This window comes from Pseudomonas sp. GW456-12-1-14-TSB6 (genome assembly GCF_059424205.1).
Map to the genome: position 1 here is coordinate 80,893 of NZ_JBWKZE010000004.1, position 24,786 is coordinate 105,678.

The 24,786-nt window shown below is 61.3% G+C and carries 23 protein-coding genes; 13 read left to right on the top strand and 10 right to left on the bottom strand.

Translation table 11 applies throughout. From position 1 onward, the window contains the following. Window positions 1-92: 92 nt before the first annotated feature. From dibA to AC07Y2_RS04965, 6 genes are all read left to right on the top strand, one after another. Window positions 93-2,012: a phosphodiesterase DibA gene (gene dibA, locus AC07Y2_RS04940; protein ID WP_103385545.1), complete on the top strand. Its 1,920-nt coding sequence runs from the start codon at window positions 93-95 to the stop codon at window positions 2,010-2,012. Between the two features lie 190 nt (window positions 2,013-2,202). Next, window positions 2,203-2,385, top strand: a complete 183-nt coding sequence (gene oscA / locus AC07Y2_RS04945; protein WP_039772974.1) for a sulfur starvation response protein OscA — start codon at window positions 2,203-2,205, stop codon at window positions 2,383-2,385. A gap of 139 nt (window positions 2,386-2,524) precedes the next feature. Further along, window positions 2,525-3,538 carry a sulfate ABC transporter substrate-binding protein gene (locus AC07Y2_RS04950; RefSeq protein ID WP_011331904.1) on the top strand — a complete coding sequence of 338 codons (1,014 nt, stop codon included), beginning with the start codon at window positions 2,525-2,527 and terminating at the stop codon, window positions 3,536-3,538. A 71-nt stretch (window positions 3,539-3,609) separates the two neighbouring features. Then, window positions 3,610-4,428 (top strand): sulfate ABC transporter permease subunit CysT, encoded by an 819-nt coding sequence (gene cysT, locus AC07Y2_RS04955; protein WP_007952818.1) that lies wholly within the window; start codon window positions 3,610-3,612, stop codon window positions 4,426-4,428. A 13-nt stretch (window positions 4,429-4,441) separates the two neighbouring features. Continuing rightward, entirely contained in the window at window positions 4,442-5,314 is an 873-nt protein-coding gene (gene cysW / locus AC07Y2_RS04960) for a sulfate ABC transporter permease subunit CysW (RefSeq protein ID WP_011331905.1), read from the top strand. 3 nt (window positions 5,315-5,317) lie between these two features. Then, window positions 5,318-6,307 (top strand): sulfate/molybdate ABC transporter ATP-binding protein, encoded by a 990-nt coding sequence (locus AC07Y2_RS04965; RefSeq protein WP_064592629.1) that lies wholly within the window; start codon window positions 5,318-5,320, stop codon window positions 6,305-6,307. A gap of 123 nt (window positions 6,308-6,430) precedes the next feature. Here the strand turns inward: AC07Y2_RS04965 and AC07Y2_RS04970 are convergent, their stop codons facing one another. Continuing rightward, a complete protein-coding gene (locus AC07Y2_RS04970) occupies window positions 6,431-6,955 on the bottom strand; it encodes an Mpo1 family 2-hydroxy fatty acid dioxygenase (protein WP_103385546.1) in 525 nt (174 codons plus the stop codon). Between the two features lie 85 nt (window positions 6,956-7,040). Between AC07Y2_RS04970 and AC07Y2_RS04975 the strand changes: the two genes are divergently transcribed. After that, the gene (locus AC07Y2_RS04975) at window positions 7,041-7,724 is read left to right on the top strand and encodes a Crp/Fnr family transcriptional regulator (RefSeq protein ID WP_103385547.1); all 684 of its coding nucleotides are present in this window, start codon (window positions 7,041-7,043) and stop codon (window positions 7,722-7,724) included. A gap of 61 nt (window positions 7,725-7,785) precedes the next feature. Here AC07Y2_RS04975 and uraH read toward each other — a convergent pair whose 3' ends face one another. Both uraH and AC07Y2_RS04985 read right to left on the bottom strand, forming a co-directional pair. Then, window positions 7,786-8,196, bottom strand: coding sequence for a hydroxyisourate hydrolase (gene uraH / locus AC07Y2_RS04980; protein WP_074689383.1), 411 nt, complete (start codon window positions 8,194-8,196; stop codon window positions 7,786-7,788). A 16-nt stretch (window positions 8,197-8,212) separates the two neighbouring features. Next, window positions 8,213-8,695 carry a GlcG/HbpS family heme-binding protein gene (locus tag AC07Y2_RS04985; RefSeq protein WP_103385548.1) on the bottom strand — a complete coding sequence of 161 codons (483 nt, stop codon included), beginning with the start codon at window positions 8,693-8,695 and terminating at the stop codon, window positions 8,213-8,215. Between the two features lie 136 nt (window positions 8,696-8,831). Here AC07Y2_RS04985 and AC07Y2_RS04990 point away from each other — a divergent pair, with 136 nt between their 5' ends. The 3 genes from AC07Y2_RS04990 to AC07Y2_RS05000 are packed head-to-tail and all read left to right on the top strand — an operon-like array spanning window position 8,832 to window position 12,130. Beyond that, the gene (locus AC07Y2_RS04990; protein ID WP_011331911.1) at window positions 8,832-9,512 is read left to right on the top strand and encodes a heavy metal response regulator transcription factor; all 681 of its coding nucleotides are present in this window, start codon (window positions 8,832-8,834) and stop codon (window positions 9,510-9,512) included. Beyond that, window positions 9,502-10,914: a heavy metal sensor histidine kinase gene (locus AC07Y2_RS04995; RefSeq protein ID WP_103385549.1), complete on the top strand. Its 1,413-nt coding sequence runs from the start codon at window positions 9,502-9,504 to the stop codon at window positions 10,912-10,914. Before AC07Y2_RS04990 ends, AC07Y2_RS04995 begins: the two co-directional genes overlap by 11 nt. Further along, window positions 10,907-12,130 carry a type II toxin-antitoxin system HipA family toxin gene (locus AC07Y2_RS05000; protein WP_103385550.1) on the top strand — a complete coding sequence of 408 codons (1,224 nt, stop codon included), beginning with the start codon at window positions 10,907-10,909 and terminating at the stop codon, window positions 12,128-12,130. Before AC07Y2_RS04995 ends, AC07Y2_RS05000 begins: the two co-directional genes overlap by 8 nt. Before the next feature lie 15 nt (window positions 12,131-12,145). On the opposite strand, the gene AC07Y2_RS05005 is transcribed toward AC07Y2_RS05000, so the two are convergent. Next, a complete protein-coding gene (locus tag AC07Y2_RS05005) occupies window positions 12,146-13,150 on the bottom strand; it encodes an AraC family transcriptional regulator (protein ID WP_039772963.1) in 1,005 nt (334 codons plus the stop codon). A 100-nt stretch (window positions 13,151-13,250) separates the two neighbouring features. Here AC07Y2_RS05005 and AC07Y2_RS05010 point away from each other — a divergent pair, with 100 nt between their 5' ends. After that, window positions 13,251-14,324 (top strand): fatty acid desaturase, encoded by a 1,074-nt coding sequence (locus tag AC07Y2_RS05010; RefSeq protein ID WP_103385551.1) that lies wholly within the window; start codon window positions 13,251-13,253, stop codon window positions 14,322-14,324. A 109-nt stretch (window positions 14,325-14,433) separates the two neighbouring features. Here AC07Y2_RS05010 and AC07Y2_RS05015 read toward each other — a convergent pair whose 3' ends face one another. From AC07Y2_RS05015 to AC07Y2_RS05025, 3 genes are read right to left on the bottom strand one after another with little or no spacing between them, the layout of a single operon-like run. Continuing rightward, the gene (locus AC07Y2_RS05015; protein ID WP_103385552.1) at window positions 14,434-16,044 is read right to left on the bottom strand and encodes an arylsulfatase; all 1,611 of its coding nucleotides are present in this window, start codon (window positions 16,042-16,044) and stop codon (window positions 14,434-14,436) included. Between the two features lie 14 nt (window positions 16,045-16,058). After that, window positions 16,059-16,874, bottom strand: coding sequence for an ABC transporter ATP-binding protein (locus tag AC07Y2_RS05020; protein ID WP_103385553.1), 816 nt, complete (start codon window positions 16,872-16,874; stop codon window positions 16,059-16,061). Beyond that, window positions 16,871-18,469, bottom strand: coding sequence for an ABC transporter permease (locus tag AC07Y2_RS05025; RefSeq protein ID WP_103385554.1), 1,599 nt, complete (start codon window positions 18,467-18,469; stop codon window positions 16,871-16,873). The genes AC07Y2_RS05020 and AC07Y2_RS05025 overlap by 4 nt, the downstream gene beginning before the upstream one ends. Window positions 18,470-18,778: 309 nt before the next feature. Between AC07Y2_RS05025 and AC07Y2_RS05030 the strand changes: the two genes are divergently transcribed. Further along, window positions 18,779-19,792, top strand: coding sequence for an ABC transporter substrate-binding protein (locus tag AC07Y2_RS05030; RefSeq protein ID WP_011331920.1), 1,014 nt, complete (start codon window positions 18,779-18,781; stop codon window positions 19,790-19,792). Between the two features lie 39 nt (window positions 19,793-19,831). Here AC07Y2_RS05030 and AC07Y2_RS05035 read toward each other — a convergent pair whose 3' ends face one another. Then, entirely contained in the window at window positions 19,832-20,752 is a 921-nt protein-coding gene (locus AC07Y2_RS05035) for a LysR family transcriptional regulator (RefSeq protein ID WP_041475105.1), read from the bottom strand. Between the two features lie 180 nt (window positions 20,753-20,932). Here AC07Y2_RS05035 and AC07Y2_RS05040 point away from each other — a divergent pair, with 180 nt between their 5' ends. Continuing rightward, on the top strand, window positions 20,933-21,853 hold the full coding sequence (locus AC07Y2_RS05040) for a TauD/TfdA dioxygenase family protein (protein ID WP_103385555.1): 921 nt from the start codon (window positions 20,933-20,935) through the stop codon (window positions 21,851-21,853). Between the two features lie 136 nt (window positions 21,854-21,989). Here the strand turns inward: AC07Y2_RS05040 and AC07Y2_RS05045 are convergent, their stop codons facing one another. Continuing rightward, the gene (locus AC07Y2_RS05045) at window positions 21,990-23,600 is read right to left on the bottom strand and encodes an alkaline phosphatase family protein (protein ID WP_103385556.1); all 1,611 of its coding nucleotides are present in this window, start codon (window positions 23,598-23,600) and stop codon (window positions 21,990-21,992) included. Window positions 23,601-23,701: 101 nt separating this feature from the next. Next, window positions 23,702-24,646: a LysR family transcriptional regulator gene (locus tag AC07Y2_RS05050; RefSeq protein WP_103385557.1), complete on the bottom strand. Its 945-nt coding sequence runs from the start codon at window positions 24,644-24,646 to the stop codon at window positions 23,702-23,704. Window positions 24,647-24,786 lie beyond the last annotated feature (140 nt).

Below are 24,786 nucleotides of genomic sequence, written 5' to 3' on the forward strand. Positions count from 1 at the left end.
ACAGATAAAACCAGTCGCCCTTTCAGATAAGAGATGGCTGGATGTTTCTTGACCTATAATCCCGACATTTTTGTAGGGACATGGACGGCCGAATGTCTGCCACATACCGCGATGCCTTGCGTGCAGCGCTGCTTTACCTGGTCCTTGCCGTGGTCTGGCTGCAAGGTACTGGTTATTTATTGAACAGTTTCTTCGATAGCTCTGACGAGTTGCTGCGCTGGCAACTGATCAACGGCTACCTGTTCGTGGCGCTCAGCGCCGGGTTGATCTTCCTGGCCCGGGCGCGGCTGTTCGAATGCCTGGGCATCGGCGCCCGATTGCGTGAACGCCAGGCAGATCGCGAACGCCTGCGTCAGGCCGCTGCGGTATTCGATTGCACCCGCGAAGGCGTGCTGGTCACGGACCGGCAGGGGCTGATCGTGCACGTCAATCGCGCGTTCATGGAAATCACCGGTTATCAGCGCGATGAAGTCATCGGCCAGCAGCCCAGCCTGTTCAAGTCCGGGCATCATCCGCCGGGGTTCTATCAAGCGATGTTCGCTTCTTTACAGGCGCGGGACGAATGGAGCGGCGAGATCTGGAACCGGCGCAAGAGCGGTGAAATCTACCCGCAATGGCAGACGATCCGGGTCATTCGTGACGATGACAACCGGCTCAGCCATTACGTCGCGGTGTTTTCCGACATCAGCGCGATCAAGGATTCCGAGCACGAACTCAAGCACCTGGCCCACCACGATCCGCTGACCGACCTGCCCAACCGCCTGCTGTTCAGCGACCGCGCCGAACAGGCGCTGGCATCGGCGCAGACCCACAAGCGCGGCTGCGCGCTGCTGATGATCGATCTGGACCATTTCAAACTGATCAACGACAGCCTCGGCCACACCATCGGTGACCGTTTGCTCAAGGCGGTCGCGGCGCGTTTGCAGGCGTTGTTCGGGCCGGGCATCACCCTGGCGCGGCTGGGCGGCGATGAATTCGCGGTTCTGCTGGAAAGTTGTCCACAGCCGGCACAGGCGGCAGCGCTGGCTCAGCGTATTCTCGATGCGCTCAAGGAGCCGTTCTGCCTCGACGGCCATGAACTGTTCATCAACGCCAGCCTCGGCATCAGCCTGTTTCCCAGCGATGCACTGAGTGCCGAACAGCTGTTGCGCAACGCCGATGCGGCGCTGTTCAAGGCCAAGAGCAGCGGCCGCAATGGCTACGCGCTGTACACCGAAGAGCTCACGGCTCACGCCCAGCAGCGGGTCGAAATCGCCTTCGAGTTGCGCCGCGCGCTGGAGCAGCAGGAACTGCGGGTCTACTACCAACCGGTGCACGACCTGCAAACCAGTCGCCTGATCGGCGTCGAGGCGCTGGTGCGTTGGGAGCATCCGCAGCGGGGCCTGGTGTCGCCGGCGGAGTTCATCCCGATTGCCGAGCGTACCGGGCTGATCTCGGAAATCGACGCCTGGGTCATGCAGCAGGCCTGCCGGCAGATGTGCCAATGGCAGCAGGCCGGGGTGGTGCTGTCGTTTGTCGCGGTGAACGTGTCCTCGCGGTTATTTGCTCGCCGCGAGTTGTATCAGCAGGTGGCGCAGGTGCTGCACGAGACCGGCCTGGATCCGGCCTATCTGGAGCTGGAAGTCACCGAAAGCGCGGTGATGGACGATCCGGAAGTCGCGCTGGAACAGATGCATCGTTTGCGCGAGCTGGGCATTCGTCTGGCCATCGATGACTTCGGCACCGGTTATTCGTCGTTGCTGCGGCTCAAGCGCCTGCCGGTGCAGAAGCTCAAGATCGATCAGGGTTTCGTCGCCGGCCTGCCGTGGGACGAGGACGATGCGGCGATCGTCCGGGTGATCATCGCCCTGGCCCGCAGCATGGGCATGCAGGTGCATGCCGAGGGCATCGAGCAGGTGGAACAGGCCGCGTTCCTGCTGGAGCAGGCCTGTGATCTGGGGCAGGGCTACTGGTTTGGGCGGCCGGTCCCGGAAGCGCAAATCGACTGGAACCGGGCGCCCTTGATCGGTTGATGACGGCGTACGGCGGGTTTGCCGGCGGGCAAATCCGCCGCAAACCCTTGCTGCATCACATAATGTTTTCCAGTTATATAAACATTCTTAAATAGTCTTTTTAAGAATATCCAAAGCTCTCTTATATTGCTCCCACGCCGAACGCAGTGCCGCCCACTGCCAGGCATATCCCATACAAAGGAGCAGCACCATGAGCGCATCCCTGCGTAGCGTTGACGGTCAGGACGAAAGCACCATTTTGCGCGAAATCCAGAGCGCCTTGCGCGACCTGCGTTTCGGCGCGGTGGAAATCACTGTGCATAACGCCCAGGTGGTCCAGATCGAACGCAAAGAGAAATTCCGCTTGCAGCAACCGGGCAACAAACCGAGCTGAATCCAGAAAGATTCCAGCCTGCGCCCGCTCTTGCCGGGGATCAATGCAAGAGTGGGCGCAGGCGGTGATCTTTACAGGCAACCCGATTTTCGCAATCCATAAGAAAAAGCCACCACCAAGAATTCCAGGAGCTTTCACCATGTCGTCGATTCGCCGTTACGCTTTGGCCGCCCTGGCCAGTGCTGTGTTTGCCGGTTCCGCGGTTGCCAAGGATTACGAACTGCTCAACGTGTCGTATGACCCGACGCGCGAGCTGTATCAGGATTACAACGCCGAGTTCGTTAAGTACTGGCAGTCGGAGCACGCCGGCGACACCGTGAAAATCCAGCAATCCCACGGCGGTTCGGGCAAGCAGGGCCGTGCGGTGATCGACGGTCTGCGCGCCGACGTCGTGACCCTGGCCCTGGCCGGCGACATCGACGAAATCGCCAAGCTCGGCAAGACCCTGCCGGCCGACTGGCAGAAGCGTCTGCCGGACGCCAGCACTCCTTACACCTCGACCATCGTGTTCCTGGTGCGCAAGGGCAACCCGAAAGGCATCAAGGACTGGGGCGATCTGATCAAGAATGACGTCTCGGTGATCACCCCGAACCCGAAAACCTCCGGCGGTGCGCGCTGGAACTTCCTCGCGGCGTGGGCCTACGGCCTGAAAGCCAACGGCGGCAACGAAGCCAAAGCCAAGGAATACGTACAAACCCTGTTCAAACACGTACCGGTTCTGGACACCGGCGCCCGTGGCTCGACCATCACCTTCGTCAACAACGGTCAGGGTGACGTGTTGCTGGCCTGGGAAAACGAAGCCTTCCTGGCGCTGAAAGAAGACGGCGGCAAGGACAAGTTCGACATCGTCGTGCCTTCGCTGTCGATCCTCGCCGAACCACCGGTGGCTGTGGTCGACAAGAACGCCGAGAAGAAGGGCAACGAGCAGATCGCCGAAGCCTACCTCAAGCACCTGTACAGCCCGGCCGGCCAGGAAATCGCGGCGAAGAACTTCTACCGTCCGCGTGACAAGGACGTGGCCGCCAAGTACGCCCAGCAGTTCCCGAAACTGGAGCTGGTGACCATCGACAAGGACTTCGGCGGCTGGAAAACCGCACAGCCGAAATTCTTCAACGACGGTGGCGTGTTCGACCAGATCTATCAGGCGCAGTAATCTGAAATAGGTCATAAACGAGCCCCGATTTAACCGTCGGGGCTTTGTGCGTTCTCAAACCAAGGACTTTTATGTCGCGTCGTATCTCCCCCGTCATACCCGGCTTCGGGCTGACGCTGGGCTACACCTTGGTGTACCTCAGCCTGATTGTGCTAATCCCGCTGGCGGCGATGTTCGTCCACGCCGCCCAACTCACCTGGGATCAGTTCTGGACGATCATCTCCGCGCCCCGCGTGCTCGCCGCATTGAAGCTGAGCTTCGGCACCGCGCTGTGCGCCGCGATCATCAACGGCATCATCGGCACGTTGCTGGCCTGGGTGCTGGTGCGCTACACGTTCCCCGGGCGCAAGGTCATCGACGCGATGATCGATCTGCCGTTCGCCCTGCCGACCGCCGTGGCCGGTATTGCGCTGACGGCGCTGTACACCCCGACCGGACTGGTCGGGCAGTTCGCCGCCGACCTCGGTTTCAAGATCGCCTACACCCCGCTCGGGATTACTTTGGCGCTGACCTTCGTGACCTTGCCGTTCGTGGTGCGCACGGTGCAGCCGGTGCTGGCCGACATCCCGCGTGAAGTCGAAGAAGCGGCCGCATGCCTCGGTGCCAAGCCGTTGCAGGTGTTCCGCCACATTCTGCTGCCGGCGCTGTTGCCGGCCTGGCTGACCGGTTTCGCCCTGGCGTTCGCCCGTGGCGTCGGCGAGTACGGTTCGGTGATATTCATCGCCGGCAACATGCCGATGAAAACCGAGATCCTGCCGCTGCTGATCATGGTCAAGCTCGACCAGTACGATTACACCGGCGCTACCTCCATCGGCGTGTTGATGCTGGTGGTTTCCTTCGTCCTGTTGCTGCTGATCAACTTGCTGCAGCGGCGCATCGAAACCCCATAAGGAGGCGCGAACCATGTCCCAATCGTCTATTGCGGCCGCTTCCTCGGCCAACGCCGCCCGCCGTGGCAGCGCCACTTCGCGCAGAATCCTGATCGGCCTCGGCTGGCTGATTTTCTTCCTGTTTCTGCTGCTGCCGCTGTTCATCGTGGTGTCGCAGGGTTTGAAGAACGGCCTCGGCGCGTTCTTCACTGCGATCTTTGAACCGGATGCCTTGTCGGCGCTGAAACTCACCGTGATCGCGGTGCTGGTGTCGGTGCCGCTGAACCTGGTGTTCGGTGTCAGCGCCGCGTGGTGCGTGAGCAAGTACTCGTTCCGCGGCAAGAGCATGCTGGTGACGCTGATCGACCTGCCGTTCTCGGTATCACCGGTGATCGCCGGTCTGGTCTACGTGTTGATGTTCGGCGCCCAGGGCCTGTTCGGGCCGTGGCTGCAGGATCACGACATCCAGATCGTCTTCGCCCTGCCGGGCATCGTGCTGGCGACGATCTTCGTCACCGTGCCGTTTGTGGCCCGTGAACTGATCCCGCTGATGCAGGAACAAGGCACTCAGGAAGAGGAAGCCGCGCGCCTGCTCGGCGCCAATGGCTGGCAGATGTTCTGGCATGTGACCGTCCCCAACATCAAATGGGGCCTGATCTATGGCGTGGTGCTGTGTACTGCGCGGGCCATGGGTGAGTTCGGTGCGGTGTCGGTGGTTTCCGGGCACATTCGCGGGGTGACCAACACCTTGCCGCTGCACGTCGAGATCCTCTACAACGAATACAACCACGTGGCCGCGTTCGCCGTGGCGAGCCTGTTGCTGATCCTGGCGCTCTTCATCCTGCTGCTCAAGCAGTGGAGCGAAAACCGTATCAACCGCCTGCGCGCCAGCGCCGCGGAGGAATAATTCATGTCGATCGAAGTGCGTAACGTCAGCAAGAATTTCAATGCGTTCAAGGCGCTGGACAACATCAGCCTGGACATCCACAGCGGTGAACTGGTGGCGCTGCTCGGCCCGTCCGGCTGCGGCAAGACCACCTTGCTGCGCATCATTGCCGGTCTGGAAACCCCGGATAACGGCAACATCGTGTTCCACGGCGAAGACGTGTCCGGCCATGACGTGCGGGATCGCAACGTCGGTTTCGTGTTCCAGCACTACGCCCTGTTCCGCCACATGACCGTGTTCGACAACGTCGCGTTCGGCCTGCGCATGAAACCGAAAAACCAGCGCCCGAACGAAAGCCAGATCGCGACCAAGGTTCACGAGCTGCTGAACATGGTGCAACTGGACTGGCTGTCGGATCGTTATCCGGAGCAACTGTCCGGCGGCCAGCGTCAGCGTATCGCCCTGGCCCGCGCCCTGGCGGTAGAGCCGAAAGTGCTGCTGCTCGATGAGCCGTTCGGCGCCCTCGACGCCAAGGTGCGTAAAGAGCTGCGCCGCTGGCTGGCGCGCCTGCACGAAGACATCAACCTGACCTCGGTGTTCGTGACCCACGACCAGGAAGAGGCGATGGAAGTGGCTGACCGCATCGTGGTGATGAACAAGGGTGTGATCGAGCAGATCGGCTCACCGGGCGACGTCTACGAAAACCCGGCCAGCGATTTCGTCTATCACTTCCTCGGCGACTCGAACCGTCTGCATCTGGGCGATGACAACCACGTGCTGTTCCGCCCGCACGAAGTGTCGCTGTCGCGGCATGAACTGGAGGATCACCACGCCGCTGAAGTCCGCGATATCCGGCCGCTGGGTGCGACCACGCGGGTGACGTTGAAGGTTGAGGGCCAGGCTGATCTGATCGAGGCGGAAGTGGTGAAAGACCACGACAGCCTGACCGGGTTGGCCAAGGGGGAGACGTTGTTCTTCAAGCCGAAGGTCTGGCAGAAAGTCGCCAGCCTTTGATCTCGCTCGTTCCCACGCTCTGCGTGGGAACGCCGCTATGGACGCTCCGCGTCCACTGTGACGCGGAGCGTCACGGGATTCATTCCCACGCAGAGCGTGGGAACGAGCGAGCCGGGCAGTGGTTCAGACAGCCGCGCGATGCGGACTGACCCGCACCACACCCGCCCGCGCCTCGATCTGCTCTTTCAGCTCATGCCGCATCCCGAGCATGAACGCCAGTTCCGCCACCACAAACAGCGGCCCGACAATCAGTCCGCTCACGTCATCGACGAACGCCGGTTTGCGCCCTTCGTAGTGGTGCCCGACAAACTGGATCACCCAGCCAATCACGAACATCGCCAGACCGCTGCTGAGCCAGACCATGGTGCTCTGCTGCGCCAGGGCATGCCCGGCCCAGACCGACAGCCCCATCAACACGGTCATCAGAACCCCGAGCTTCAGCTCCAGACGCAGGTAAAACCACGCCGAAGCAAGGGCAGCGATCACCGCCGGGGAAATCCACAATCCGCCCACCGACCATTCCGGCCGCGACAACAGCACGGCCACCGCCACCACAATCAGCGGAATCCCGATAAAGTGGCTGGCGATATTGCGCGGGTCACGGTGGTAAGCGGCGTATTGACTCAAATGATCGACGAGGCTTTTCATTGTTGTTCCTCCTGTAGGGTGATCGAATCATGCCCCGGGTTCACGGCTCGCTCTGTCAGGCAGGCGACAATCTTTCGGAGAACGCATGGATAAGGTCTGGCGTGAGCGCCTGCTGACCGGGCAATGGTTCAGTCATCTGCCCTCGTCCTTTCAGGATAGTCTGCTGGCGGCGGCCCGGGAGCGGCGGCTGGCGGCGGGGCAGCGCTTGTTCAAGCGCGGAGATGCGCCGTGCGGGCTGTACGCGGTGCTCGATGGCGCGGTACGCATCGGCGCGGTCAGCGAGCAGGGCAAGGAGGCGTTGCTGAGTCTGGTGGAGGCGCCGCACTGGTTCGGCGAAATCTGTCTGTTCGACGGCCAGCCCCGCACCCACGATGCCTACGCGGTCGGGCCTTGCACGCTGCTGAACATTCCCCAGGCCACACTGCTGCAACTGCTCGACGAGCAACCTGTTTATTGGCGGCATCTCGCTCTGTTGATGAGCCACAAGCTGCGCCTGACCTTCATCAACCTCGAACAGCTGAGCCTGCTGCCGGCCCCGGCACGTCTGGCTCATCGCTTGCTGATGATCGCCGAGGGCTATGGCGAACTGGACCCGCCGCGCCGCGTGCTGCAACTGCCTCAGGAGCAGTTGGCGTCGATGCTGTCGCTGTCGCGGCAGACCACCAACCAGATCCTCAAGGAGTTGCAGGGGCAGGGGATTATCGGCTTGAGTTATGGCGAGATCGAAATCCTCGACGCTGTGCGACTGCGCGCGCTGGCGACCCTCTGAAGAACACGGGTTTCCCTGTGGGAGCGGGCTTGCCCGCTCCCACATTGGATCGATGTTGTTTTTACGAACCGCGATAAGTGGAGAAGCCATAAGGGCTCAGCAGCAGCGGAATGTGGTAGTGCTGATCCGTCTGCTTCACTTTAAAGATCACCGGAATCTCCGGGAAAAACGTCTCGTGCTTCGTCTTCTCGAAGTACTCGCCGGTCTTGAACACCACTCGATATTCACCCGCCTCGAACGGTTTGTTCGCCGGGAACAGTTCGGCGATCCGCCCCTGTTCATTGGTGGTGCCCTGCGCCAGCGGCTGCCAGTCCTGGCCCACGTGGCGTTCCAGCGTCACGTTGATGCCCGGCGACGGCAGGCCGTTTTCCAGATTGAGTACGTGTACGCTCAGCGGGTTGCCGGCGGCCAGCGCCAGGCTCGAAAAAGCGCTCAGGCCAAGCGCGGTGAAAGTCATGCGCAGTGGGGTCATGGTGATGCTCCTGGGTTCAAATACGGTTGATGGAAAGGCCGACGATGTCGGCAGCCTTGATCGCGCAGTTCTCGTCTTGCTCGCCGCCGCCGGAACCGGCCACGCCCATGGCGCCGACCAGTTCCTTGCCAGCGAACAGCGGGATGCCGCCACCGAGCAACAGCAACTCGTCCAGCGTGTTGAGGTTGGCGGTTTCCGGGTTGTTGCGGGCGCGCTCGGCGAACAATCGAGTCGGGGTTTTCGTCGATAGCGCGGTGTAGGCCTTGCGTTGGCTGGCGGCGGTGTTGTGCGGGCCGATACCGTCGCCACGCAAGGTCACCAGCAGATTGCCGCCACGGTCGAGCACCGACACCGTGGCGGTGCAGTTTTCCAGTGCCGCGTCGGCCAGCAGCCGTGCGGTTTTCAGATCGAGGTCGGCGTGATGGGGCAGCTCAGGCGCGGCGATTGCGGCGGTGCCGAAGCTGATTGCCAGGCTGGCGATCAAATATTTAGCGGTCATGGACAGGCTCCTGAAGCGAAGGCCACCACCTTATCCGCCGGTCCCCGTCGAAACCTCGTCAGTCGGATTACAAGTTTGTAATGGGCAACGTCGCCGAAGGGGCCTAGCCTGTGTCTCTGATCAATCGAGGTGTGCCATGCGTTTGCTGGTCGTAGAAGATGAAGCCAAAACCGCGAACTTCATCGCCAAAGGGCTGGGTGAGTCGGGTTTTGCCGTGGACGTGGCGCTGAATGGCCTCGACGGGCGCTACTTTATTGAGCAGCAGGAATATGACCTGATCATCCTCGACGTGATGCTGCCGGGCCTCAACGGCTGGCAATTGCTCCAGCTGATCCGCCAGCGCGGCGCCACGCCGGTGCTGTTCCTGACGGCGAAGGATGCCATCGAAGACCGCGTGCGCGGTCTCGAACTGGGGGCCGATGACTATTTGCTCAAGCCGTTCGCCTTCGCCGAATTGCTGGCGCGGGTGCGCACGTTGTTGCGGCGCGGACCGCTGCGTGAAGCCGAGTCGTACAACATCGCCGACTTGGAAATCGACGTATTGCGTCGCCGGGTCAGCCGGGGCGGCCAGCGCATCGCCCTGACTAACAAGGAATTCGCCCTCCTGCATTTGCTCGCCAGCCGTCAGGGTGAAGTGCTGTCGCGCACGCTGATCGCTTCGCAGGTGTGGAACCTGAATTTCGACAGCGACACCAACATGGTCGAAGTCGCGGTGCGTCGGCTGCGTTCGAAAGTCGATGATCCATACATGCCCAAACTGATCCACACCGTGCGCGGGGTCGGCTATCAACTCGAAGCGCCCGACGATGCGCGCTAGATCCATCGCCTGGCGCCTGGCCCTGGCGTTCGCTGCTGTCTGTGCGTTGGTACTCAGCGCGATTGGCGTGTTCCTGTATCGCTCGCTGGCCTCGGAAATCGCCTGGCGCGACGACATGGCGTTACTCGGTCGCCTGGAACAGGTGCGCGCGCTGCTCGCCGACAGCGACAGCCTCGACGCCCTGCAGGCGCGGCCACGGCTGTACCAGAACATGCTGGGCAACCTCGACAGTCTGCTGCTGGTGCAACGCGCGGACGGCTCGAATGTGATCACGATCAACCCTCGCCAGCGCGCACTGCCGCCCGTGCAGGCCATCCCCCGGGATCAGCCGCCGCAACGCCGTGATGTGCTGACCTGGCAGGCGGCGGACGGTGTCGAGCTGGCCCTGCTGTCAGGTCAGGCCCAAGGGCCGAACGGCGAAGCGCTGACCGTTATCGCCGGCAAGGTCTTGAGCGAGCGCGAGCAGATGCTCGGCAGCTATCGCCTGCGCTTGTACCTGGCCGTCGGCCTTGGTGCCGTGCTCGCTTTCACGCTGGGCCTGGTGCTGTTGCGCCGAGGCTTGCGGCCTCTGCGCAAGCTGAGTGAAGCGCTGCGCGGCATCGACCTGCGCAGCCTCGACCAACGCGTTCCTACCGCCGGCACGCCAGCGGAATTGCTGGAACCGGTGCACGCGCTGAACGGCATGCTGGTGCGGCTGGACGACGGCTTCCAGCGCCTCTCACAGTTTTCCGCCGACCTCGCCCACGAAATCCGCACGCCGTTGCACACCTTGCTCGCCAGCAACGGCCAGGCACTGAATTACCCGCGCAGCAGCACCGAGTATCAGGAAGTGCTGGCGTCGAACATGGAAGAGTTCGAACGGCTCAAGCGCATGGCCGAGAACCTGATGTTTCTCGCTCGCGCCGAGCAGGCTGAGCGAGCACTCGATCTGCGCACGCTGAAGTTGCACGAAATCGGCGATGAGTTATGCGACTACTTCGAAGCCCTGGCGGATGACCGGGGAATCCGTCTGGAAAACACGTTCAGCGGAGAATTGCTGGCGGATCAGCAACTGCTGCAACGCGCCTTGGGCAACCTGTTGGCCAACGCCGTACGCCATGCCGACGCCGATTCGGTCATCAGCCTGCGCCGACGCGATGAGCCAGGCATGTGCTGGTTGCAGGTCCACAACCTTGGTCCGGTTATCGCGGATGAACATCTGGGCAAACTGTTCGACCGCTTCTACCGCGTCGACCCGTCCCGCGCGGAGCCAGGAGACTCCGGCGGATTGGGACTGGCAATCGTGCAGTCGATCATGCAGTTGCATGGGGGGCGGGTGCGGGTGAGTAGTGAAGTTAAGGGAACAGTTTTTGAGCTTGGTTTCCCTCTTGATGCACCGAGGAGGGTGAATTCTCATGATTGATTTGATTCGGGGTTTGGAAATCACCGTCGCTGATAGCTCCGTAGGGACACTCGTTCGTGGGCAGTCCGGCATGGAGAGCGTGTTCAGATACTGTGAGGGCGTGAACGCTGAGAATGCTGTTTCGCTAACGATGTCAGCTCGGATGGAAAACTACGGCTGGGAGCGAGGTGTTCATCCGATTTTCGAGATGAATTTGCCAGAAGGGGCATTGCGCGATGAATTGATTCGACGCTTCGGCGAAGCAGTTCGTGGCTTCGATGCTTTTGCGTTGCTGGCAATAGTGGGTTCAAGTCAGCTAGGACGGCTGGCAGTAGCCTGCGAATCGTTCACAGATCATCAGCCCGAAACGTTATTGTCCGATCTTTTGATACATGACGGCGTTCATGGTTTGTTTGACGATCTGTTGCACAAACATGGCCAGTATTCCGGTGTTTCAGGCGTGCAGCCTAAGGTGCTGGTACGCGATGGTGTGACAGCCGCTCTTTACCCGATTCACCGAGGCTCCACACATCTGGTCAAAGCCTTCCGTCCCGAAGAGTTTCCCGAGCTGGCGACCAACGAATACTTCTGTATGCGCGCCGCAGCGCTTAGCGGACTTGAAGTGCCAAAGTTTGAATTGAGTGAGCAGGGCAAGTTTCTGGTGGTCGAGCGTTTTGACCTGACTGAGCATGGCTATCTGGGTTTCGAGGACTTTTGCGTACTCAATGGCTGGCCTTCCAGAGCCAAATACGATGGTTCTTACGAAGGCGCTGCCCGACAGATCAAAGCCTTTGTTTCTCCTGCGCTGTTGAGTCAGGCGCTGGAAGCTTTTTTCAAGATCGTGGCGCTGTCAGCGGGACTGAAAAACGGCGATGCGCATCTGAAGAACTTCGGTGTGCTGTATGACCATTGCGGCGCGCAGGCTTCGATCCGGCTAGCCCCGGCTTACGACATCATCACCACATCGGTTTACATCAGGAACGACAGCCTGGCCTTGCTGTTGGGCGGGTCGAAGGCATGGCCCAAGTACAAGGCGCTGATGCGCTTCGGCCGTACGGCGTGCAATCTCACTGAAGGCCGGTGCAATGAACTACTGCAGCAGGTTGTTCATGGCATGCAGACGGCGATGGCGGAAATGCTTGAGCATTGCCGAACCCATCAGGCGTTCGCCGAGGTAGGTACGGCAATGATCGAGCAGTGGGAATCCGGGATTGAGCGCAGTCTGACCAAGGGTTGAGCGACCCATTTGCGCTCAGCGCAACTGATCCCGAAACTGCCCCGGCGTCATTCCGGTCCAGCGTTTGAACGCACGGCTGAAGCTGCTGGTGTCGGCAAATCCCAACAGGTAACTGACCTCGCTCAGCGAGCATTGCGGATCGCGCAGGTGCAGCAGCGCGAGGTTTTCGCGGCTTTCATTCAGCAGGGTGTCGAAGCGACAACCCTCGTCTGCCAGATGCCGTTGCAGGCTGCGCAGGCTCAGGTGCAGGGCTTGGGCGATGCGTTCGGCGCTGGGTTCGCCTTCGGGCAGTTGTTCTTCGATGGCGTCGCGCACCTTGCGCTCCCAGGTCAGCGGTTTGAGCTGGGCGAGGGTGCGTTTGAGCACCGCTTCGTTGTGCTCGGCCAGTTCCGGGTTGGCGTCGTCCAGGTGGCTGTCGAAGTCGGTGAGGGCGAATTCGATCCGGTCTTCTTCGGCGCAAAAGTGCACCGGCGAGCGGAACACCTTGTGCCATTGATGCGCATCGACCGGTTCCGGGCGACGCAGGTACACCGCCAGTGGCGCGTAGTCGCGGCCCAGGCGATTGCGGCAGGTGCGTACGTAGATGGCGGCAAAGGCGTCGATGGCTTCGAAGGCGGGCGCCGGATTGCCGGCCGGGATTTTCAGGCGAAAGCGGTAGCGGTCCTCGGTGCGGGTCAGCTCCAGTTCCAGCGCGTCGCTGACTACTTGGTGATAACGGACGATCCGCTCGAACACTTCCCGCAGGCTGCCGCTGGCCACTAACGCATAGCCCAGTGCGTGAAAGGTGGTGGGGCTGACGAACCGCGACACCCGCAAGCCGATTGCCGGATCGCCGCTGACCTGCACCGCGATTTCCCACAGGCGTGTGGTGGCGGACAACGGATAGCGGGCGTTCGGGTCGTCCATCAGTTGCGGATCGAGCCCGGCCTGCCGGCACAGGGCAGTGCTGTCCAGCCCCAGCGCGTCGAGTTGCTTGCGCAGGGCGCGGGTCCAGCTGGCGAGAGAAGTCGGTTCCTTCATGCTGATTGGCGCTTCCGGTCAACAGGTTGGCGTTCTCGGCTACCGCGTTTGGAGTCCGCGCGGGGCAGGATGCGAACATCAATAACCAGAGGATGGAAGCATGGACCGTACTTCTGCAAGTCCCCAGCGACACAATGCTGCCCAGCGATCAGCGCATATTCGCGAAGTGGTGCTGGCCAAGGGCGTGGAGCTGCGCGAGCGCTGCCCGATTCTCAAGCATCAGGATGCACTCGGCGCCGGGATTCTCGCCTTTGCCCTGGTCGGAATGATCGGTTCGGCGGCGCTGTATATCAGCGGGCACCTGGCGTGGTGGGCGTGCCTGTTGCTCAACGCGTTCTTCGCTTCGCTGACCCATGAGCTTGAGCACGACCTGATCCACAGCATGTATTTCCGCAAACAGCGGGTGCCGCACAACCTGATGATGGGCCTGGTGTGGCTGGCGCGGCCGAGCACGATCAACCCGTGGATTCGCCGCCATCTGCACCTCAATCATCACAAGGTGTCCGGCACTGAAACCGACATGGAAGAACGGGCAATCACCAACGGCGAACCCTGGGGTTTTGCGCGGTTGCTGATGGTCGGGGACAACGTGATGTCAGCGTTCATCCGCATGCTGCGGGCCAAGACCTGGACGCACAAGTTCAGCATCATCAAGCGCACGCTGAAGGTGTACGCACCGTTGGCGCTAGTACATTGGGGCGCGTGGTATGTGTTTCTCGGGTTCCATGCCGCCAACGGGATCGCCTCGTTGATGGGCTCGCCGATTGAATGGTCGGCGACCACGCTTTCAGTGATGCAGGTGATCGATATCGCCGCCGTGGTGATCATTGGCCCGAACGTGTTGCGCACGTTTTGCCTGCACTTCATCAGCTCCAACATGCATTACTACGGGGATGTGGAACCGGGCAATGTGCTGCAGCAATGTCAGGTGCTGAACCCGTGGTGGCTGTGGCCGTTGCAGGCGTTCTGCTTCAACTTCGGCAGCAGTCACGGGATTCATCATTTTGTGGTGAAGGAGCCGTTTTACATTCGCCAGCTGACGGTGCCGGTGGCGCATAAGGTGATGCGGGAGATGGGGGTTCGGTTTAATGATTTCGGGACGTTCGGGCGGGCGAACCGGTTTGTACGCCAAGTGAAGGTATCGGCCGAAGAGGCTCGTACAGCTCAGGCTTGATGGGTGATTGCAACGCTCTCATCGCGAGCAGGCTCGCTCCCACAATTGAATTGTGAATACGATCCAATGTGGGAGCGAGCCTGCTCGCGATGGCAATATTTCAGCCCCCTCAATCCGGCTGAAACGGCGATTCACTCAAAATCACCCCGGTCTCCTCCACATACCGCTGCCAATGCTCGATCAGCGCTTCAAGCCTTTGCGGCTGACTCGACGCCAGGTCATGAATCTCCCCCGGATCACTGCCCAGATCGTAAAGCTGCCAGGTCGCCGGCCCCACCGGCCCGGGAATCCACACCGCCTTCCACTGACCCTGCCGAATCGCCCGGCGCCCGAACAATTCCCAGCCGGTAACGGTGTGTTCGTCATGCACCTGCGCTGTCTCGCCGGACAAAAAGCCCAGCCACGATTTCCCGCGCAACGGCGCCACCGGTTTGCCGTGCCATTGCTTGCCCGGATGGCGCACGCCGGCCAGATCGAGGATGGTCGGCGTGATGTCCATCACCGTGCCGAAACCATGGCTGATCTGTCCCTTCAGCGGCAGTTGCGGATAGTGCAGCAGCGCCGGAACGCGAATTCCGCCCTCGGTGGTGAACGCCTTGAACAGGCGTGACGGCGCGGTCGCCACCTGCGCCCAGTTCGGCCCGTACCAGACATAGGAATTGGCGCGGCCGATGTTGTCGAGGCTGTTGTCGTAATGCTGGCTCAGATACGTCATCAGCTCCGGGCCGAATTTCGGAAAGGCTTCCAGCAGCGCACCTTCGGCACCGTTGTCGGACATGAACAGGATGAAGGTGTTGTCGAGCTGGCCTTGCTGGCGCAGGTAGTCGACGACACGGCCGATGTTCCAGTCCATGCGCTCGACCATCGCGGCGTAGACTTCCATCGCCCGGGCGGAAATGCGTTTTTGTTCATCGCTCAGCGCGTCCCATTGCGCGGTCAGCTGGATCAGCGGATGCGGTTCGACATCCGGCTCGATCAGCCCCAGCGACTTGAGTTTTTCCAGACGTTCGAGGCGCAAGACTTCGGGGCCCGCGTCGTAGCGGCCCCGGTATTTTTCGACGATGTCGGCGGGCGCCTGCAACGGCCAGTGCGGCGCGGAGAACGGCAGGTACGCGAAGAACGGCCGGCTCTGGTCGCGCTCCTTGAGGTACTGCAACAGCTTGTCGCCGAACGCGTCGGAGGAATAGAAATCCTTCGGCAATTCGTCGATGAACCTGTCGTCCTCGATGTACAGCGCCGGGGTGGATTTCAGCAGGCCGGGCGTGTGTTCATCGTAGGTCGGTTCGAAGCCGTAGTGGTTGGCCGCGCCGGGTAGCAGCGAGAACGAGCGCTCGAAGCCACGGGCGTGGGGTGCCAGTTCGGTGGTCAGGCCCAGGTGCCATTTGCCGCTCATCAAGGTCTGGTAACCGGCCTCGCGCAGCAACTCCGGCAGCGCGACGACACGGTCATTGAGATAGCCTTCGTAACCCGGTTTGCCGATCAAATCCGGAGTCAGCGCTTCGGCCATGGTGCCGATGCCGGCGATGTGGTGATCGGTGCCGGTGAGCAGCATCGAGCGGGTCGGCGAACAGGTCGGTGCGGTGTGAAAATCGGTCAGGCGCAGGCCATTGTTGGCCAGGGCATCGAGGTTCGGCGTGGCGATTTCGCCGCCGAACGCGCCGATGTCAGAGAAGCCGAGATCATCGGCCAGGATCACCAGAAAGTTGGGACGTTGCGGCATCAACAGGCTCCTGTTCAGCAGGCAATGAACGACAGCGGCAGATCGCGGATCTGTACCGGTGCGCTCGGTTGGTAATGGTCGTCACTGGTCAGTTCATGCAGCAGTTCTTCGCGCAGCTGATGGAAGTCGAAACTGCTGCGCTGGCGCGGATGGGGCAGGGCGATGTCCACCACCCGCTTGATCCGGCCGGGGCGCGGTTCCATCACCACCACGCGGTCGGCGAGGAAAATCGCTTCCTCGACATCGTGGGTGACCAGAATCGTGGTGATCTTTGCCCGCTCGCGAATCGCCAGCAGTTCGTCCTGCATCTGCTGGCGGGTGAGCGCGTCGAGGGCACCGAAGGGTTCGTCGAGCAGCAGGATTCGTGGGCTGGCCACCAGACCGCGAGCAATCGCCACGCGCTGGGCCATGCCGCCGGAGAGTTGATGCGGGTAGGCGCGGGTGAAGTCGCGCAGACCCACAAGCTCGATGAAATCATTGATGCGTTGCTGCTTCTCAGCGGCGCTCAGCGGCTCGTTGACCAGGCCCAGGCCAATGTTGTCCACCACCGTCAGCCACGGGAACAAACGGTGTTCCTGAAACACGATGCCGCGCTCGCCGCCAATGCCATTGACGGCTTTGCCATCGACTGTGATCTGCCCGCGAAACTGCGTATCGAGGCCCACCAGCAAACGCAGCAAGGTGGATTTGCCGCAGCCGCTGGAGCCGACGATGGCGACGAATTCGCCCTCGGCGATGTCGAGGTTGAATTCGCGAATCGCCTCCAGTTCGAAACCGTCGACGTCAAAAGATTTGCCTACATGGTTGAAGCTGACAATCGGTGCGTTCATGCGTGTCTCCAGCGGGTGGCGCGGATTTCCAGGCGTTGGCCAATGAGGTTGAGCAGGGCGCCGGTGAGGCCGACCAGCAGCATCCCGGCCATGATCAGGTCCATGCGCAGCAGTTGTTGGGCGCCGATCATCTGGCTGCCGATGCCGCCGTTGGACGGCATGAAGTATTCGGCGCCGATGGTGCCGAGCCAGGCGTAGATCAGGCTCAGGCGCAGGCCGGCGAAAATCCCCGGCGCGGCCCCCGGCAGCACCAGTCGGCGCAGGCGTTGGGCGAGGCTCAGGCGCAGCACCTGCGCGGCTTCGTTGAGCTGCGGTGAGAGGTTGGCGACGCTGCGTTGGGTCGCGACAAACAACGGAAAGAAAGCGGCCAGGGCGACGAACACCCATTTCGCCAGTTCGTCCAGACCGAACCACGCGGTGAGCAGCGGCACCCAGGCGAAAATCGCGATCTGGCGCAGGGCGGCGAGGGTCGGGCCGAGCACGCGTTCGCTGGTGCGTGACAGACCCAGCAGCAAACCCAGCCCGAGGCCGAGACCGCCGCCAATCAACAGGCCGCCAAGTGTGCGGCCCAGGCTCAGTGCCATACCGGAGATCAACGTGCCGTCGAGCAATCCGTTTTTGGTTGCCTCAAGCACCACCCATGGGCTGACCAGAATGTTGGCATCGATCCATTGCTGGTCGACCGCCAGTTGCCACAATGCAAACAGCGCCAGTGGCAGCAGCCACGGCTGCACGCGCTGCCAGCCTTCATAACGCGGGCCGCGACGAATTTCCGCCGTGGCCGGGTGCGGCCAGTGCACCAGTTTCCTGTCCAGCAGACCGATGCCGCGATCCATCGCCACGCCGATCAGGCCGATCACTACGATGCACACGAAGACAATGTCGAGCATGAACAACTGACGCGCCCAGACCATCAGGTAACCGATGCCTTCGCTGGAGGCCAGCAGCTCGACGGCGAGCAACGAGGTCCAGCCAGCGGCCAGCGCCAGACGCACGCCAGCCATGAACGCCGGGAGGGCGGCGGGCAGCACCAGTCGGCGGATCAACAGTCGTGGAGGCAAACGTAAAACAGCGGCGGCTTCGCGCAGCTTGGGTTGCGCATCGCGCACGCCGACCAGCGTATGCAAGGTCACCGGTACCACGATGGCTTTGACCAGCACCACCAGTTTCAGCGTTTCGCCGATGCCGAAAAACACCATGAACAACGGAATCCACGCCAGCGTGGGCACCTGGGCCAGGCCGGCGAACGTCGGGAAGATCAGGCGTTCGAGGCGGCGGCTGAAGCCCAGCGCCGCGCCGAGTACTGCGCCGGCGGAAACGCCCGCGAGCAGGCCCCAGAACAACCGTTGCAGGCTGATCCACAAATGACTCCACAACTCGCCCTGGGACAGCTCGATCGCGCTGCTCCACACCAGTGACGGCGCGGGCAGGATCTGTTCGCTCATCCATTGATTGCGCGCCGCCAGCCACCACAGGGCGAACAGGGAGAGGGGCAGCAGCCACGGCAGCACACGCTGGCCAAGGCTTGGCCATGAGCGCAGTGCTTTCAGCGGTGGTGCGGGCAGCGGCAGGCTGAGCAGGGATTGTCGGGCCATGGTGACCTCCGTTGTCGGGTTGCAGGCAGGCCTGCCTTCATGGAAGTGCGGTATGCAAATTTGATATATAAAAATTCAATTCAATGCTATTGGGAGATAAGCCAGACCATTTAAGGCCTCCAGCCCATGCGCATCCAATGCATTCGGAGAATATTTTCGATGCTCTGCATGCATATCGATCTACAGGCCCTGTGCACTCTGGCTTAGCGTTTAAAGCTATAAAAATGTGCTTTTTAAGTATTTAAACGTTGATGCGGAATGTGCCTACTTTCGGCTCCTCAATGCCCGCCGTGATCAGGAGCCGCACCCATGAACCTTCCTTTCAAACGTGTCATCAGTCTGTTTGCCGCGCCGGCGCTGGCGGGGCTGCTGGCGTTCTCTGCCCAGGCCGACGAGCTCAAGGAAATCAGGATTGCCGTGCCTGATCTGAGCGCCGGTACCCAGCACAGCGGCGGGGGCATCGTGGACGTGCTGCGCGATCAGCAGATCTTCGAAAAGGCCTTCGCCGATCAAGGCATCAAGATTCAGTGGAGCTTCTTCAAAGGCGCCGGGCCTGTGATCAACGAAGCGTTCGCCAACGGCCAGGTGGACCTGGCCTATCTCGGAGATCTGGCGGCTATCATCGGCAAGTCCAACGGTCTGGATACGCGTCTGCTCAGCGCCAGCGCCCGGGGCGTGAAGCAATACCTGGGCGTGGTGCCGGGTTCGGGGATCAAGACGCTGCAGGATCTCAAAGGCAAGCGCGTAGCGATCTTCCGCGGCACTGCGACCCAGTTGTCGTTCGATGCGGCGCTGGCCAGCGTGGGTTTGAGCGAGAAGGACGTGAAGGTGATCAACCTCGATTTCAACGCAGCGGTAGCGGCGCTGGCGGCGAAGCAGATCGATGCGTCATGGGGCAGCTCCGGGCTGACCGCGTTGCAGGCCAAAGGCCTGGCCGAGTTGCCTCTGAATACCAAGGATCTCGGTGGCGCCGGCAGTGTGCAGTCGGTGCTGGTGGGAACTGGCAAGTTTGTCGATGGGCATCCGGAAGCCGTGGCAAAACTGCTCAAGGCGCAGCAGCAGGCGGTGGAGTGGTTGACGCAGGACAGCAACAAGGACGCCTATGTACAGCTTGTGTCGGGGCTGGCGAGCTATCCGCCGGTGATCCTGACCCAGGATCTGAAGGATCAGAACCTGAGCGAGGTCTTCCCTTCGACACTGGATCCGCTGTTCCTCGAAAACCTGCAGGGCAAGGTGGATCTGGCGGCGCAGCAGAAGCTGATCCGCAAGCCGTTCAAGGTGAACGAGTGGGTGGCGCCTGAACTGGCGGCTGCAAAGCTATGAGTCATGTGGTCATTCCCGCGCAAGGCGTGGGAATGACCCTCATACCGCGACGCTGATCGCCTGTTTATCCACCGCCACCAACGTCTCGATCATCGCCCGCGCCGCCGGTGACAGCCGAAATCCCGTACGGCTCACAATCCCGCACCGCGCATTCATGCTCTCCAGGTTCTGCGGCAGATTGCGCCAGTGCAGCAGCGCCAGCGAGCCCTGGGCGATGTCCTCGACGAACGCCTCTTCAGTACCCACGCCGATCGCGTTGGATTGCAGCACCACTTTCACCAGCGCCGGAAAGTGCTCGGTCTCGATGGTCGGCGAAAAGTCGATCCGTCCGCTGAGATTCGCCAGCAGTTTGCGAATGCCTGGCGGGATCAGCGTGGTCGCCAGCGGGTAGTCGAACATGTCGTTGGTCGATAGGCTTTCCTTGGCCAGCAGCGGATGCCCCGGCCGGCAGAAAAACACCCCGCGCTTGGGCGTCAGCGGCTGGGTCTGGAAGTTCGGGTCGGACTCGAAATGGCGGATGTCGGCGATGAAGAATTCGATCTCCTCGCGGCTCAGGGCGCGGCTGAGCTTTTCCCAGTTATCCACCTGAAAACAGGTGCGCACTTTCGGGTGCGCATTGATGAATTGCGCCACCGCGTCCGGCACCAGTTTCACCGCTGGCGCCGGGCCGCAACCGAAGTGCAGTTCGCCGGCGTCGAGCTTGGTCATCTGCGTCACCTCGGCGCTGAGCAACGCCGCGCCTTGCACCAGGGTCAGGGCGTGTTGCAGCACCACCTGGCCTTCGGGCGTGGGGCGCAGATCCTTGTTGCCGCGATCCACCAGCACGCAGCCGAACTCCTGCTCCAGCCCTTGAATGCTGCGGCTGAACGCCGGTTGAGTGATGCCCATGGCGTCGGCCGCGCGGACAAAACTGCGGTGTTCGTTGAGGGCGATGAAGTAGCGCAACTGGCGAAGATCCATATGCTTTTCCGGCATCCTAAAAATAGCTCGAAGGCATTTGCGACGAGGTTGCTTGAGGTTTTAAATGCAAGCTCTTATTCCGTCAACGAAGCATGTGAATATCTATTAGATGTAAATGGAATATAGATAGAGCGTTGTTTCGCTGCCGTCCAACCGCAAGCAGTCGATGAGGGTCTACCCATGAGCAATGCCGCACTCGCTGTAAAACCCGCTGTCCACACGCTGGACATCCATCCGGTGGCCGGCCGTATCGGCGCCGAAATCCGTGGCGTGCAGCTGTCCGGTGAGCTGGATGCCGCGACGGTTGAAGCCATTCAACAGGCGCTGATCCAGTACAAGGTGGTGTTCTTTCGCGAGCAGACCCAGCTCGACGATCAACGTCAGGAAGCCTTTGCGCATTTGCTCGGCGAGCCGGTGGCGCACCCGACTGTGCCGTCCCGCGAGGGCACCCGTTACCTGCTGGAGCTGGACGGCGCCGAAGGGCAGCGCGCCAACTCGTGGCACACCGACGTGACCTTCGTCGATGCCTACCCGAAAGCCTCGATTCTGCGCTCGGTGGTGGCCCCGGCGTTCGGCGGCGACACGCTGTGGGCGAACACCGCGACCGCGTACAACGAATTGCCGACCGAGTTGCGCGAGCTGGCGGACAAACTGGTGGCCGTGCACAGCAACGAATACGACTACGCCGCCGTGAAGCCGGACGTGTCGGCGGAGAAGCTTGAGCGCTATCGCAAGATCTTCACCTCGACCGTTTATGAGACTGAACATCCGGTGGTTCGTGTACACCCGATCAGCGGCGAAAAGAGCTTGCTGCTGGGGCATTTCGTCAAACGCATCAAGGGCTATTCCCAGGCCGATTCGGCGCACCTGTTCGGCTTGCTGCAGAGCCATGTGATCCGCCAGGAGAACGTCGTGCGCTGGCGCTGGAAGGCCGGTGATGTGGCGATCTGGGATAACCGCTCGACGCAGCATTATGCGATTGATGATTACGGCACTCAGGATCGGGTGGTGCGTCGGGTGACGCTGAAAGGGGAAGTGCCGGTCGGGGCGAATGGGCAGCGTAGCCAGACCATCAAAGGCGCAGAAATCGTCGGCGTTTGAATGATCGTTCCCACGCTCTGCGTGGGAATGCAGCCCGGGACGCTCCGCGTCCCAAAGCGGACGCAGAGCGTCCATTGAGGCGTTCCCACGCGGAGCGTGGGAACGATCAGCACCTCGGCGGGGGGAGCGATCACTGTCACCAAACGCCGATCTGCACCATCTTCTCGGTCTCCGGCTCCCCATAACGAAACCGCTGCCCGCGCAAATCGATCTCCTGATGACTGATCGTCGTGCGCCGCTTCAACCCGCGCACCCACTCGAACAGATGCCCCGCATGCTCCTCGCGCACCGCCGCATACGCCGGGTCCGCGCCCAGATCCTGCAGCTCCTGCGGGTCATTCAACAGATCGAAAAGCTGCGGCCGGAAGCCGTCATACGCCAGGTATTTCCAGCGCTCGCTGCGCACCATGGTCATGCGGCAACGGTCGATCGGCTGGCCCAGTCGCTCCCGTGCCGGGGCCTGGAAGGCGTAGTCGTATTCGCTGATCGCATAGCGGCGCCAGTCGGGGTTTTCACCGTGCAGCAGCGGAATCAGCGAGCGACCTTCCAGGCGATGCTCGGCGCCCGTCACGCCCAGCGCTTCGAGAAAGGTCGGCACGCCGTCGATGGTTTCCGCCAGGCGTTCGTCCACCGTGCCCCGTGTGATGTCCGCCGCCGCACGCGGGTCGCGCACGATCAATGGAACGCCCACCGCCTGCTCCAGCAAAAACTCCTTCTCACCCAGCCAGTGATCGCCCAGGAAGTCGCCGTGATCGCTGGTGAACACGATCAGCGTGTCCTCCCAGCGGCCGTTGCTTTGCAGGAAATCGAACAGCCGCCCCAACTGATCATCGACCTGTTTGACCAGGCCCATGTACGTCGGGATCACGTTCAGTCGTACCAGATCTTTGGAGAAATTCAGGCTTTCCTCATGCTGGCGAAAGGCCTGATAGACCGGGTGGTCGCTTGGAGAGGCATTACGTACCGGTTCGAGAATCGATTTCGTACTGTACAAAGTGTGGTACGGCGCCGGTACGATGTAGGGCCAGTGGGGTTTGATATAGGACAGGTGTAAAAACCACGGTTTTTCACCTTGCTCACCGATGAAGTCGATGGCTCGATTTGTAGTGTAGACAGTCTCTGAATGTTGCTCGGGAATTCGCGCCGGCAAATGGGCATTGCGCATTTTCCAGCCGCTGAGGATTTCTCCGTTGTCGCCTTCGGCCGCGTTGGCCCAGTCATGCCAGGGGTTACGCCCTTCGAAACCCTGCTCGCGCAGGTAGTGGGTGTATGGCGCGGATTCGCGTTTGTCATCGAACAGCGGGTCGTCGGGGAAGATGCCGTCGTGACGAAAGTACGGCTCGAAGCCGACCTCGTTCAGCACTTCGGCCTGGGCGCTTTCAGGGTTGATCGCCAACCGCTGCAAGGCATCCACGTTGGCCGTGGCGTGGGTCTTGCCGACCAGCGCAGTACGAATGCCGTGGGGTCTCAGGTAATCGCCGATGGTCAGTTCTTCCAGCGGCAGCGGCACGGCGTTCCACGCCACCTGATGGCTGCTGACATAGCGCCCGGTGTAGGCCGACATCCGCGACGGTCCGCAAATCGTGCCTTGGGTGTAGGCACGGCTAAAGCGCACGCCGGCCGCAGCCAGGCGATCGATGTTTGGCGTGTGCAGGTGCGGGTGGCCGTAGCAGGACAGGTAATCGCGGCGCAGTTGATCGCACATGATGTACAGCACGTTGCGCACGGGGTTTTGCGGGTTGGACATGGGGTTCACCAGTCAGGAAGACAGGCGAGGTTTTTCGCTTTCGGCGAGGGTGTTCGGCAAGTGCATTCGGGGAATGCTTGCCATGCATGAAACGCATGGGCTCAGACGGCGAGGTTCGCCAGTGAACACACTTCTTCATCCACCGCATCAATCGCCTTGATCTGCTCGATCATCGCCTCGGCCAACGGTGACAACCGATATCCGGCGCGGCTGACGATTCCATAACGGGTGTAAAGCTCCTCCAGATCATCCGCCAACCCTTCGACCTTCAAGCACACCAGCTCACCCCGGGCTTGATGCAGTGCATCCGAATAGGCACCGACGATGCCGATCGCATCGGAGCGCAACACCACGCCGAGCAGGCTGGCGCTGTTCTCGCACTCTACGTTCGGGACGAAATCCGGCCGGCCACTGAGGTCGACGATGACCTTGCGCAGGTTTGGCGGGCGAATGCTCACGGCCAGTGGATAACTCATCAGTTGCTCTGCCGTGACTCGCTCGAAAGCGCCCAGCGGATGCCCGGCGCGGCAGCAGAAATGCCATTTGCGTGGCCGCAAGCGGTGGGTCAGATAATCCGGGTCCGCCTCGAAGTGCCGAGTGTCGGCGACGAAGAATTCGAACTCCTCGCTCAGCAGTCTTTTGCTCAGGCTCTGCCAGTCATCGACCAGGTAATGCACCCGCGCTTTCGGGTAGCGGCCGATGAAGCTGCCGATCGCTCGCGGGATTAATCCCGCCGCCGGCGCCGGGCCGCAACCGAAGCGTAACTCTCCGGCCTCCAGCCCGTTGAACTGGCTGATCTCGTTGGCCATCTGCTGCGCACCGCTGACCAGCCGCCGCGCATGTTCAAGCAGCACCTGGCCCTGTTTGGTCGGCGGTAATTCCTTGCGTCCGCGATCCACCAACTGGCAACCGACGCTGTGCTCCAGCGCCTGAATGCTGCGGCTGAACGCCGACTGCGACAGGTTCACCGCCTGCGCGCCGGCGACGAAGCTGCGTTGTTCGGCAAGGGCGATGAAGTGTCTGAGCTGGCGCAAGTCGATATGCATTTTTCACATAAAAAATATCCGGGAAATGCATTGGATATGCATTAGGTCGACTCCTTATAAAGGCAATCTCTTATGCAGTAAATCTTTGTAAAAACATAAATAAATAACTTAAAAGAATATGCGGCACGGAAGATGTCTGC